The organism is Sphingobacterium lactis (genome assembly GCF_011046555.1).
GTDB classification, from domain to species: Bacteria; Bacteroidota; Bacteroidia; order Sphingobacteriales; family Sphingobacteriaceae; genus Sphingobacterium; species Sphingobacterium lactis.
In genome coordinates this window covers 1670596-1683907 of sequence record NZ_CP049246.1, presented here as the reverse complement: position 1 = coordinate 1683907, position 13312 = coordinate 1670596, and the positions used below count along the sequence as shown (strand labels likewise).

Genomic DNA, 13312 nt, shown 5'->3' with positions numbered 1-13312 from the left:
AATTTTATTGCAATTTCTTATTTATCTATTTATGGTCTCCACCTGCTTTACAGGTTCTTTCTTCAACACAACCACCTTTTCAATCTGAGGTTTGTCCTTTTTCACTTGCTCCGACACGGTATGTCCACCCAGAATCGGTGCGATTACCAAACCTACCAGACAAGTCAATTTGATGAGGATATTCATGGAAGGCCCCGAGGTATCCTTGAATGGATCCCCTACGGTATCTCCAGTAACCGCAGCCTTATGCGCTTCGGAACCTTTGTAGGTCATTTCCCCATTGATCATCACTCCGGCCTCAAAGGATTTTTTGGCATTATCCCATGCACCACCGGCATTGTTCTGAAAGATTGCCCACATCACTCCGGATACCGCTACACCGGCCATATAAGCGCCCAATGCCTCTGCTCCCATCACAAAACCGACGATGATCGGTGTGATAATGGTAATGGCTCCCGGCAGCATCATTTCCCGAAGGGCGGCTTTGGTGGATATATCCACACACTTGCCGTAGTCAGGTTTACCTGTGCCTTCCAGAATCCCTGGAATTTCCCGGAACTGACGGCGCACTTCGTTTACCATATCCATGGCGGCCTTACCAACGGATTGCATCGCTAAAGCCGAGAACACAACAGGGATCATGCCCCCAATGAATAGCGCGGCCAACACATCCGCCTTAAAGATATTGATTCCATCAATTCCCGTAAAGGTGACATAGGCCGCAAAGAGTGCCAATGCGGTCAATGCTGCCGATGCAATGGCAAAGCCCTTCCCTACCGCCGCCGTTGTATTACCTACCGAATCCAACACATCGGTACGCTGGCGTACCTCTTTTGGGAGTTCGCTCATCTCGGCAATACCGCCGGCATTATCGGCAATCGGACCGAAGGCGTCAATAGCCAACTGCATCGCTGTTGTTGCCATCATGGCCGATGCTGCAATGGCCACACCATAGAATCCCGCCAATTCATAGGACCCCCAAATGGCAGCAGCAAATAGAATTACAGAAGACGCTGTAGACTTCATTCCCGTTGCCAAACCAGCGATGATATTCGTCGCTGCACCTGTTGACGAATTCTGTACGATATTCAATACCGGTTTTTTTCCCAAGCCGGTATAGAATTCCGTGAAAGCGGAAATCAATCCGCCAACAGCCAGCCCGACGATGGTCGAATAGAACACATTCATCCGGGGAATATCGATGTAGCCTTCACCGAAGAATTTCATCTGGATCACTTCGGGAAGCATATATTGAATCAAGAAATAACAGGCAATGACCGTCAGGATTATCGAAGTCCAGTTTCCGGTATTCAGGGCCTTCTGCACCTGATTCTCCTTGGCATCATTGCTGGACACCTTCACCAAGAAAGTTCCGATGATGGAAGCCAAGATCCCTACGCCAGCGATCACGATCGGCAATAGGATGGGACCCATGCCCATGAAGGCATCTGTGAACGGTGCACCATTTACTTCGGACATATCCTTGATGATGTAATTTCCGAGCACCATCGAGGCCAATACCGTTGCGACATAAGACCCGAACAGATCGGCTCCCATTCCAGCGACATCCCCAACGTTATCACCCACATTATCCGCAATGGTTGCTGGGTTGCGCGGATCGTCCTCGGGAATGCCCGCTTCCACCTTACCCACCAAATCCGCACCCACATCGGCCGCTTTGGTATAGATACCGCCACCAACACGTGCAAAAAGTGCAATGGATTCAGCACCTAGGGAAAAGCCCGCTAAGGCTTCCAACACAACGGTCATCTCCTGATAGAAATTACCGCCTTCCGTAAGGAACATCCGCAAGAAAAGCAGAAAGAAGATACTGAGGCCCAACACCGCCAATCCCGCAACACCAAGGCCCATAACCGTTCCGCCTGAAAAGGAAACCTTCAAGGCCTGAGGCAAGCTCGTTCGGGCTGCCTGGGTGGTCCGTACATTGGCACTGGTCGCAATGCGCATCCCGATATTCCCTGCAAGCGCAGAAAAGAAAGCACCGAAGATGAACGCAACAACAATAATCCAATGCGTTGTTTCCACCAGCGTGGACACCACGAAAAGGGCAATGGCCGCAATGATGACGAAAATAAAGAGAATCTTATATTCCGCCTTGAGGAATGCCATAGCTCCCTCTTTGATACTTTTGGAAATAAATTGCATCCGGTCCTCCCCGGCATCCTGTTTGCCAACCCAACCCGCCTTTACAAACATGAACAGTAGACCCAACAGCGCGAGAGCTGCAGGTAAATAGATGATAAAATGTTCCATACAAAAGTTTATTTGGTTACTATTAAAGATAGGATTTTTTATCAATAGAGCACACAAACTAATGGAAACAAATCAATTAGCCTCTAGATTAGGGTGAAATTGCCGTGAAATTTATCGTGCTACAATGCATTCCAATGGTATGTCTCCTCTTTCAGGAGAATGGTTCCTGCATCCAGTAATTGGCGGAAAACGCGCAATCGATCATCCTCACTCCCCATATCGATGGCGTCGATAAGTGCGTGCAGGGTACGTGGAGAATCCAATAACAGGTATTGGATCTTCTTGCCGATGGATTCATCGAGACCTGCTTTATGCGCTTTCACCAAACAGAGGTCACATGCACCACAAGGTTCTTCCACCTCCTCACCGAAATAGCGCTGGAGGGCTAAACTGCGGCATACTTTTTCATCCAAGTAGCCATAAATGGCTTTTACCTGTTCTTCTTTATGGCTTTTGCGCACGGCAATGAACTGGGTATCGATGTACAGGTTCTTGTAATCCACACGGGCTTGTAGGAACTGCATCTGCGGGGAATCGGTTTTTGCGATATAGGAAGCGATTTCCTGTTTCTGCATCAGGTTCAACATCCGGACCACCTCCTCAGAGGGCTTGCCGATCTTCTTTGCCAATTCGAATTCATTGATGGCCACATAGAAATCAAAGACACCGCCGTAAATGCGCAGAATGGCTTTTATCAAGGGGTCAAAATGTACGCTCTGCACCTGAAATTTATACAGTTCCTGGAAGTCCACCTCAAACTTAAACCTAGACGGTAAATAAACGGATTCGCTGAGCGACAACCATTTATCCCTTTCCAGAAACTTGAATGCACTGAGGCACTTGATGACCTCCAGTTTATACTTCTTCGCGAAGTCCACGACATCGAAGTCATAGGTCATGCCCTGTCCGGCGCCGTAGGCGATCTGAAAATAATTGCAGACATGGTGGTAAACCTGTTGGATATATTGAAAATCCGGAAAATTCTGGTCAATGCTCTCCCACAGTTCGTCTCGATCCGCCTGTTGGTAGAGCAATACAGGATAGGCCTTCTTGCCATCACGGCCTGCACGTCCCGCCTCCTGATAATAGGCCTCCAGGAAATCGGGAATATCCAGGTGGATCACAAAGCGGACCTCCGCTTTATCGATACCCATCCCAAAGGCATTGGTCGCCACGATCACACGGGTCTGGTTATTTGTCCAAGCATCCTGTTTCTTGGAACGGGTCTGCATATCCAGACCGGCGTGGTAGAAATCGGCAGATATCCCATGATTTAGCAGGTATCGAGCAACTTCTTGGGTTTCCCGTCTATTGCGGACATACACTATTCCTGTCCCGCCGATCTTGGTGATCACCTTCAGCATGCGGCCCATCTTATTTTCTTCCGGCAGGACCATATAGGCCAAATTTTCCCGACGGAAACTCTTGGATAGCACATTCTCGGATCTGAATCCCAATTTTTCCTGTATATCGGTCACCACACGTGGCGTGGCGGTTGCTGTCAGGGCAAGAAAGGGCACATTGGGCTTTAGGGACCGCAGATGGCTCAATTCAAGATAAGAAGGTCGAAAGTCGTAACCCCATTGGGAAATACAATGGGCCTCATCAATGGCGAAGAGGTTGACCGGCATGTGCTTGATACGCTCCTGCACCATGTCATTATACAGTCGTTCGGGTGCAAGGTATAGGAATTTGATGTCCCCAAAAATGCAGTTATCCAAAGCAATGTCCACCTCCCGATGGGACATACCCGAATAAATGGCGATGGCCTTGATGTTCCGCTTACGGAGGTTCTCCACCTGGTCCTTCATCAGGGCAATCAATGGGCTCACCACAATGCAGATTCCATCCTGCATCATGGCTGGAACCTGAAAACACAAGGACTTACCACCCCCCGTGGGCATCAGGGCCAAGGTATCTTTACCCAATAGAATATCATGGATAATCTCTTCCTGCAAAGGCCGGAATCGATCATACCCCCAATATGTTTTCAATATGGATAAACTTGTTTTTTCCATCATAACTCCCAACGCCAAACATACGCAAAATTATCCTTTAAAATATAATAGGGCAGCTTTCCTCCCGCCAATTCCACCTGTACTTGATCCAAGTAGGTTTGAGAATTGGAAGCATCAAAAATCACAAGACCACGCGCATCGGTTGGGGAGATTTTCACATTTTTTCGGACCAGTGTCAGATCTGCATTACTATTCGTTGGTCCAGACATGTTCTTCACCTGTATGTGGAACGTATCTTGCCAGGAAATAAAATAATCCGTACTATCCACAACCAGGTGTTCGAATTGGATATGTTCCAATGCAGCATACCGCTTAAGATCGGGATGGACTGCAAACCGCAGGTGGGCATGGTTCAGGGAATCCAAGGTGCTGATCAGCGTCACGGCACCTCGATCGATCAGGGCAATGGCGATCTGCTTATGCATTTGGTAGATTTTTACCCCACGAAATCCCTGCTCCTGCCAACGCTGCCAGAACAGCGCTTGCAATAGACCAATAAACAGTACCCCTGCCACCATTAAAGCTGCTTTAGCATGCCTACGAATCGCCAGTATGAGGAGCAGGAGAACACCATAACTCAACAGCAGGGCCCACAAAGAGGATGGCAATCCCTGTAAACTGGCAAAAGGCAGTGAATCGATCCATTGCAACAGCTGAAAACTGTAGAGGATCAATTTCTCCAGCAAATAGCCAACCCAGGAGTTAAGCACATCAACCGGACATAGCATAAGGAAAAATCCCAGGTAGAGAATGGCCGTTGAGGGGAAGGTCAGCAACAGGTTTGCGGGCAGGAAATATGTGGGGAACTGGTGAAAATAGAATAGTGCCAAACTTGTGGTGGTCAGCTGCGCTGCAATGGATACATAACAGAGATTAACCAGATGCTGTAGTTTCCGGCGCTTGGGCAGATACATTGCCTGCAATATGGGATAGAACAGCAAAATGCCCAGCACGGCTAGATAGGACAATTGAAATCCGACATCGAACAGCATAAAAGGATCGATCACAATGAGAATGAACATGGATAGAAACAACGTATTGAGCGACAATACCGTTCGCGTATGCCAATAACCGATCAGGAAAATACTGAACATGACCGTTGCACGCAGTACTGCAGGTTCAAAACCACAGATTGCAGCATAGAGCCAAATAAGGAGCAGGACAAGGACAAAACGAAAGGAACGCCCATACGGAATCCTGTCCATCGGTTTGAATAACATCGTCACCAGCAGGAACATCAAGCTGACATGAAACCCGGAAACACTGAGCACATGGATGGTCCCTGTATTGGCAAAGGCTTCCAATACGTCCTGCGAGAGGTTTGCCCGGTAGCCAAAACCAATGGCAGCAGCAATCTGATGCGCTTCGCTGTCCGGAATATAGGTACTGAATTTTCGGTGTAGGGACATTCGCATTGTATGCAACACCCTCTTTCCTTTTTCAGCACTGCCCAGCACCTTTACCGCATCCAGTGGAACGAATGCATCATAAAAAATCCCTTTGCTCTTTAAGTACCTGGCATAATCAAACTGCTCGGGATTGAGCGGGGGTTCCAACATCTTTATAGCCCCTCGGAATGCAATGGTATCCCCTAGCTGTAGGGTCGCTAAGCTATCATTCCGCCAGAAACTTGCGACAATTGGCAATTCCGTTGGCAACCAGTCGGTTTCCTTTTTCCAGGCCATCAAACGCAGGGAGGTGCGGACAGCACCTTCAGACACACGAGGTTCTTCGGTAATCCGCGCCACAAAGGTTTGTGGGCGATCGATCTGAAAATCAGGATGCTTTACATACATTGCATAATGATAAAACCCTGCTATAAATAAGGTGGCATACATGAGCATTGTGCCAACCCGCTGATAACCAAGATAAAATAATAGCCAAATAAACAGAGATAAAACCAGCAGGAAGATCCCTACAACGGGCAGCAACTCACACCCTTCTTCACCTACGGATGCCGTCGTGATGCCGAGTCCAAAAAAGAGGGTGATCCGCAGGAATGGTACATGTTGAAAAGAGCTATTCTTCAGGTTTTCCATTACCACGAATAGCGCACCTGAATCTTAAAATCACTCCGTTGGTTACCACGGATCTCTGTGAGTCCCGAACCGATCTTTTCTTCCCCGAAATAGGTGGTATGGGCGTAGCGCGCCCATGCGTCCAGACCTTTGGAAAGTTTAATTTTTTTATTCAGGTAGAAGCGGAATCCATGTCGATAGAAGGACGGGAATCCAAACCCATAGAGTACATCTCTTTCGAAGGTAAAGATGCGGGCTTCGTAACTATCTACCCGGAAATAGGCCAATCTCAAATTTCCAGAAACGGATTTAGGCAAGTCCTTCCAGGCGAGATCCTGCAGGACCATAAAGCCAATATCCTCTTCATGTCCGGTCTTCTGGAAAAGTTTGCCTTCTACAGCATTGCCGATCTGCCAGCGAGGATGCACGGCATATTGAAACTGCAGCCGCAACTGTTGCCGGGCGACGTCGGCAATGCCTTCTTGCACGTTGAGTACCGCTGGGTAATTCTCCTGGAAATAGCGGTATTGGTAACGCAGGCGCAGGTGACCCTTTTTGTACCATATATTGCTCCATTGCGACTGTACCTGTAGCGCACGGCTTGGTTCGCGCGTTCGGAATTTCAACCACGGGAAAGCCATAAGATCGACCGAACTGGCCCATTCCAATTTCCTGGTGGGGTGGTAGACCAGGGTAAAATGGAGGCCACGCTCATTTCCCAGGGTGGACTGATCCTGAAAAGACCGAGCAAAGAAATGCCGGTAGTTCCTTTGGTAATCGCGGAAGCTAAAAGAGGCGGACAGTTTGGGGCCCAAGCCGGCAAGCATGCCGTGGTTATGGGCCATGCCCCCAGGGAAACTTAGTGCGGACTCGCCAAAGAAAAGCAGATTGCGCCAGGTATATTGGTAATGCAAACCCATATTCTGAAGGACATGCCCTTCGAAACGGTATCGGCTATAGGCCTGATTATTCAACTTGAGATACCGATTGAACTGCGTAATTACATAGGTTCCACCCATGGCAAAATTGCTTTTTTGATAGGTCATATTGGCTCCATACACATACTGGCTAAGATTTTTTCTATTCCTGAGCTCCGTTGGTGTTCGGTGTAAACCGGAGTTGTTGATGGAGGTCACCACCTCCATGCCTCTGTTCATCTTTCCTGTCGATGAGAGCCGATTGATGGATGCGAAAGGTGTTATACGAAAATGGCGCACGCTGTACTCCGCCGCAATGCCACGCTGAAAGCCCGTTTCCATAAGCCCGGTATGTGGGCGCAATCCTCCCGCCTGCTGCATAACCTGAGCTGCGGCTGCACCCTTGCCAAAGATACCGCCATTCCACATAACTAACCCTTGTCCGAATTGAAGTTGATAATCGCCCAGGATCATCTTATCCAACCCAAATGGATCACGGATCTGGATGCTCCCGGAATAATGGTCGAAACCATATTGCTGACGGTCGCTGAAGTACGGTTCTCCCGCATCCTTTTTCATATTGAGGTGCATGGACAGTGTTTGGAGGTAGTGCAACCGGAAACGGTTCACCAAGCGATCTGCAGTGCCCAAATAGCGGGATCGGTCGGAGTCGGTAATTCGATAGCCACGCTGCAGTTGGAAGGGCCGGCCATAGGTGCTCATCCAGGAACCGCGCCAGGAACGGACTGCCGGCAAAGATTTAAACGTCAAGTCAGAAATACGGCCTACATGGACATAGGGCATCATCCGCTCCACAGTTTCCAGATTGAATCCGGGAATGGCCTGCAATTCCAGGACGGACTGGAAGGGTCCACTCTGTTGCCGGTGCGCCAGCAGCATGGACTGTTGGTATGGGCTCAGGAAAAATAGGGCTGCAAAGTCTTTTTCCGTTCCAGAATTGAGATCAATGGGCTTGCGCAACAGCTGCTCCAGCTGTTCGGCCTGTTCGACAAAATCAAGCGTCATAGCCGCTTCATCCCCTACCTGTCCAGCGATCAATTCATCGATGTTTTCAGCTCCCGTCTGTGCACATGCCAGGCCCACCTGCCCAATAAGGCACGCCACACCAAGAAATTTTACACATATCATATCCATGTTCCAAATACAGATGCTCTGCCATTGCTAATCTAGGTAGGCATTGTAAAGGGAACATTAGGAATAGTTGAAGAGATTAATAAGGGAACGGAATCGCATATTAAATCATTCCGCATAGCAAACAAAAAGGAGTTGACCAGTTGGCCAACTCCTTTTCGAAAGCATGGAAAATGCTCTTAAATATCAATTTTCGCATAGCGCGCATTCTGCTCGATGAACTCGCGGCGTGGAGCCACCTCATCGCCCATCAACATGGAGAATACACGGTCACATTCTGCTGCATTTTCAATGGTTACTTGACGAAGTGTACGTCTTTCCGGATCCATGGTGGTTTCCCATAGCTGTTCCGCGTTCATCTCACCAAGACCTTTATAGCGCTGTACATGTACACTGTCTTCTTTTCCGGCACCTTTCAGGCGCTGGATTGCTGCAAGGCGCTGATCTTCCGTCCATGCATATTCGAAATCCTTACCTTTCTTCACCAAGTAAAGCGGCGGTGTTGCGATATAGACATATCCACGTTCGATCAGTTCTTTCATGTAACGGAAGTAGAATGTCAACAGTAGCGTCGCAATGTGCGAACCGTCGACATCGGCATCCGTCATGATGATGATCTTGTGGTAACGAAGTTTTTCGATGTTCAGCGCTTTGGAATCTTCCGCTGTACCGATGCTCACGCCCAATGCGGTGAACATGTTCTTGATCTCTTCATTCTCATAGATCTTATGTTCCATGGCCTTCTCTACGTTGAGGATCTTACCCCGCAACGGCATGATGGCCTGTGTAGCACGGTCACGGCCTTGTTTTGCGGTACCACCCGCCGAGTCACCCTCGACGAAGAAGATCTCACATTTTTGCGGATCGCGGTCCGAACAGTCGGCCAATTTTCCGGGAAGGCCTGATCCGCCCATCACCGTCTTGCGCTGCACGAGCTCCCGCGCCTTACGCGCTGCCGCACGTGCCTGTGCCGCAATAACTACCTTCTGCACGATCTGCTTCGCTTCCTTCGGGTTTTCCTCTAGGTACATGCTCAGGATCTCCCCTACGGCAACATCCACGGCACCCATTACTTCGGAGTTCCCCAATTTCGTCTTGGTCTGTCCCTCGAATTGTGGCTCTGCAACCTTAACGGAGATTACCGCTGTCAATCCTTCACGGAAGTCATCCCCTTGGATGTCCACTTTCAGGTTCTTCAAAAGACCGGAATCATCGGCATATTTCTTCAACGTACGCGTCAGTCCCCTACGGAAACCTGCCACGTGCGATCCACCTTCGATCGTGTTGATGTTATTCACATACGAATGCACGTTCTCGGAATAGGTATCGTTGTACTGCAGGGCCAATTCCACAGGGATACCTTGCTTTATGCCTTCCACATAGATCGGATCGGGAATCAGGGAAGTCCTGTTTCCATCCAGAAATTTCACGAATTCCTGCAATCCGCCCTCGGAGAAGAACGTATTGGACTTGAACTCGCCATTCTCCAGGATCTCACGCTCGTCGATCAGCGTCAAGCGGATCCCCTTGTTCAGGAAGGAAAGCTCACGAAGGCGATTCGCCAACGTATCGTAGTTATAGATCAATGTTGTGGTGAAGATTTCAGGATCCGGGTGGAACGTAACGATAGTTCCCGTTACATCACTTACACCGATTTCCTTTACTTCATCTCTTGGTTTTCCTTGTTCGTATTCCTGCACGAAGATCTTGCCCTCACGGTACACTTCGGCACGCAAGAGTGTCGATAGGGCATTCACACAGGATACACCCACACCGTGAAGACCACCGGAAACCTTATACGTGTCCTTATCGAACTTACCACCCGCGTGCAACACGGTCATAACAAGCTCTAAGGCCGATTTATTTTCTTTCTTATTGATACCGGTCGGGATACCACGACCATTGTCCTTTACGGAAATACCATTATCTTTTAGGATGGTTACGACGATATCGTCACAGTAACCAGCAACAGCTTCATCGATGGAGTTATCGACTACTTCATAAACCAAGTGATGCAGACCTTTAACACCTGTATCACCGATATACATAGAGGGACGCTTACGTACCGCTTCCAATCCTTCCAATACCTGGATATTATCCGCTGAATACGTTGAAGCTTTTTTGTTTTCTTCGCTCATGAAAATCCTTTAAAATTACTGTTGATTAACTTTCAAAAATACGAAATTTTAAGGGAATAATCAAATAAAAAAGTACCCGTTTACGGTGTAAATTAACATAATTTAAGACGGACTTTTTCAGCACTTTTCCGGAGGATACTAGAAAATTTAATTTTTTTATCTTAGGTTTGTCGTTTAGAAAATCGAAATACACTATTAGAATGAATAAAATTTTAAAAATTACGTTAGGTCTTGTTGCTTCGGCAGCAATTGTTGCTTGTAACCAACAGCAGCCCGCAAAAACAACGACGAACAATGAGCCTGCAGCGAAAACAGAAGCTGTAGAAAAGAACGTAGAAAAAATCGTCTATGTAAACTCCGATACGCTATCTGAAAAATACCAGTATTTCAAGGATGTGCGCACGCGTTTGGAAGCAAAAGTGAAGAAAGCACAGAACGACCTGCAAGCGAAGGGACAGGCTTACCAACGTGAATTGGCAGACTACCAGCAGAAAGCGGCAACCATGAGTGCTTCTGAGCGTCAAGCAACCGAAGAGCGTCTGGTAAGACACCAGAACGACCTTGGCCGTATGGATCAGAACGCTTCTACTTCCATCGCGCAGGAAGAACAGACAGAATTCACGAAAGTGTACACAGCAATCACGGATTACTTGAAGAAGCACTCCGAGGAAAAAGGATACCGTTTGGTATTGACCTATTCCAAAACCAACCCTGCAGTGCTTTATGCAGACCCGGCTATGGATATCACCAATTCCGTACTTGATGCGCTGAACAAAGAATACAAAGACAAAAACGCGGCTAAAAAATAAGTTAGCCTAACCGTAAATAGAAAAGGGGTTCCGCAGGGAAACCCTTTTTTTATGCTCAAAAACTGCCTTAAATCCGATACCAACCCTGATTTTCAAAATGACACCCCAAAGGATCCACTCAGAATCCCCAACCTTCCAGGCGGACCTTGTCCGACATGAGAGCGTGGTCAGAGCGTGGTCAGAGCGTGGTGAGAGCGTGTCTATAGGCACGCTCTCACCACGCTCGGAATTCGGACGCACCACGGACGCATGTCGGACAAGGTCTACCCATATCACCGCCCTGCCCAACTACTGACATAATCTTTGCGGCGGATCAAAATTTCATTCCAATCCGCTATATTTAAACTTTATTTCACCCGTAAACTATGGTTAAGCAGATACTCCAGAAAGAATTGCACGGATACGATTGGTATGACATCACGGACCCCATTCTGGCCGATTTCGATGGGCTCAAGGAAAAATACCAACTCAATGATGCTTCCATCAAAGATTGCCTGGAAATCGGGCATCTCCCAAAGATCGAGGAGTTCGAGCACTACCATTTCCTGATCATCCGCTCCATTGCCGATAACTTCCCGGAGACCTCAGATACCCTGATGGACCTTACCCTGCGGATTTCCATCTTTTACGACGAAGATTTTATCCTGACGGTTCACCGTGGCGACATCAATTTCCTGAACGAACTGATCGACATGGACACGACCAACAAGAAGCTGAAATCGAGCAAGAGCTTGGTCAACAGCCTGGTGTCTGCGTCCCTGAAGACGTTCGAGAAGTTGATCATCGATGTACTTTCGGAGAAGCTGGATGATTACGAGGAGATTGTCTTTCTCCATAACCGGCGCAAGCCTTTCCTGCGGAGGCTGTATTACCTGAAGCGGCAGATTGACCTGATCCGCATCGTACTGACCCTGTACAAGGATATCGTGGATTACTTCCACATGCCGGAATACAGGAACATCTATACACAGGATCTGCGCGATATCTATGCACGGACCAGCACGCTCTACCGCAATATTGCAGAAAATACCGCGCAGTTGCTGTCGGTCTACTTCAATATCGAATCGAACCATACCAACGAGATCATGCGTACCCTGACGATTATCTCGGTGTTCTTTATGCCATTAACGTTTATCGTGGGGGTTTATGGGATGAATTTTGAGTTCATGCCGGAATTGGGATGGAAGCACGGCTACCTGTTCGTATGGATCGCCATGGCAGTGGTCTCCATAGGTATTTACATCTGGTTCAAGCGGAAGCGGTGGCTATAGCAGGGGAGATTTCTTGGGTGTAGTGGCCACAAAATCCTTCAGGTAGAAGGGTTCGAAATAGGCGACATCCTCAAATGCGGCAGCCTGAAACTTGGCGTATGCCATCCGATCCTGGTGCGAAGCGAGTGATTCGAAGGCCGGTACTACTGTAATGGCCGGTATATGGGCAAATGTTTCAGCGAACTTATCGGCTCCCGACCCGAATAGGATCAATTGCTTGCCCTGTTCAAGGTAAGAATCAAAGGTCGTTTCATCAACGATAAGCGCGTGGGTTTCGGAAAGTTCCCTACCGTGGGCATCGAACAGTGCGGTATACACTTCACGCCGACGGGCATCGATCATGGGACATAACAACACTTCCCCATCCAGGTCCCGATCTGACTTCTCCATATAGCCCGCTACAAGTGCCTCCAGGGAATTATTTGCTATCAAAGGTATATCGAGCGCATAACACAGTCCTTTTGCCGTAGAGACGCCGATTCGCAGTCCTGTGTAAGAACCTGGACCTTTGCTGACAGCAATGGCCGACAGATCGGCGAAGGTAAGCCCTGCCCTTTCGACAACTTCCTGAACGAAGACCGTCAATTTGGTCGCATGCAGGTTCGGCTCCTCCCCGACGATGGAAAAGAGGGTTTCACCATGGTTGGCTAAGGAAACCGTGCACAGATTTGTTGCTGTTTCGATGGATAGGATGTAGGTGTTCGACTTCATTTGC

General features: G+C 48.3%; 8 protein-coding genes. 2 read left to right on the top strand and 6 right to left on the bottom strand.

Annotated features, from left to right (window positions below; translation table 11 throughout):
• Nucleotides 1-21: 21 nt before the first annotated feature.
• From G6N79_RS07305 to gyrB, 5 genes are all read right to left on the bottom strand, one after another.
• On the bottom strand, nucleotides 22-2274 hold the full coding sequence (locus G6N79_RS07305) for a sodium-translocating pyrophosphatase (protein WP_103907013.1): 2253 nt from the start codon (nucleotides 2272-2274) through the stop codon (nucleotides 22-24).
• 119 nt (nucleotides 2275-2393) lie between these two features.
• On the bottom strand, nucleotides 2394-4295 hold the full coding sequence (locus tag G6N79_RS07300) for a RecQ family ATP-dependent DNA helicase (RefSeq protein WP_234993228.1): 1902 nt from the start codon (nucleotides 4293-4295) through the stop codon (nucleotides 2394-2396).
• The gene (locus G6N79_RS07295) at nucleotides 4292-6331 is read right to left on the bottom strand and encodes a ComEC/Rec2 family competence protein (RefSeq protein WP_103907012.1); all 2040 of its coding nucleotides are present in this window, start codon (nucleotides 6329-6331) and stop codon (nucleotides 4292-4294) included. The genes G6N79_RS07300 and G6N79_RS07295 overlap by 4 nt, the downstream gene beginning before the upstream one ends.
• On the bottom strand, nucleotides 6331-8352 hold the full coding sequence (locus tag G6N79_RS07290) for a ComEA family DNA-binding protein (RefSeq protein WP_160003772.1): 2022 nt from the start codon (nucleotides 8350-8352) through the stop codon (nucleotides 6331-6333). The genes G6N79_RS07295 and G6N79_RS07290 overlap by 1 nt, the downstream gene beginning before the upstream one ends.
• Before the next feature lie 206 nt (nucleotides 8353-8558).
• Complete coding sequence (gyrB, locus tag G6N79_RS07285) at nucleotides 8559-10517, bottom strand: DNA topoisomerase (ATP-hydrolyzing) subunit B (RefSeq protein ID WP_103907010.1); 1959 nt, start codon at nucleotides 10515-10517, stop codon at nucleotides 8559-8561.
• A 200-nt stretch (nucleotides 10518-10717) separates the two neighbouring features.
• Between gyrB and G6N79_RS07280 the strand changes: the two genes are divergently transcribed.
• Nucleotides 10718-11326, top strand: a complete 609-nt coding sequence (locus G6N79_RS07280) for an OmpH/Skp family outer membrane protein (RefSeq protein WP_103907009.1) — start codon at nucleotides 10718-10720, stop codon at nucleotides 11324-11326.
• Between the two features lie 365 nt (nucleotides 11327-11691).
• Complete coding sequence (locus tag G6N79_RS07275; RefSeq protein WP_103907008.1) at nucleotides 11692-12597, top strand: magnesium transporter CorA family protein; 906 nt, start codon at nucleotides 11692-11694, stop codon at nucleotides 12595-12597.
• On the opposite strand, the gene tsaB is transcribed toward G6N79_RS07275, so the two are convergent.
• Nucleotides 12592-13308 (bottom strand): tRNA (adenosine(37)-N6)-threonylcarbamoyltransferase complex dimerization subunit type 1 TsaB, encoded by a 717-nt coding sequence (tsaB, locus tag G6N79_RS07270; protein ID WP_103907007.1) that lies wholly within the window; start codon nucleotides 13306-13308, stop codon nucleotides 12592-12594. The genes G6N79_RS07275 and tsaB overlap by 6 nt on opposite strands.
• Between the last annotated feature and the right edge of the window lie 4 nt (nucleotides 13309-13312).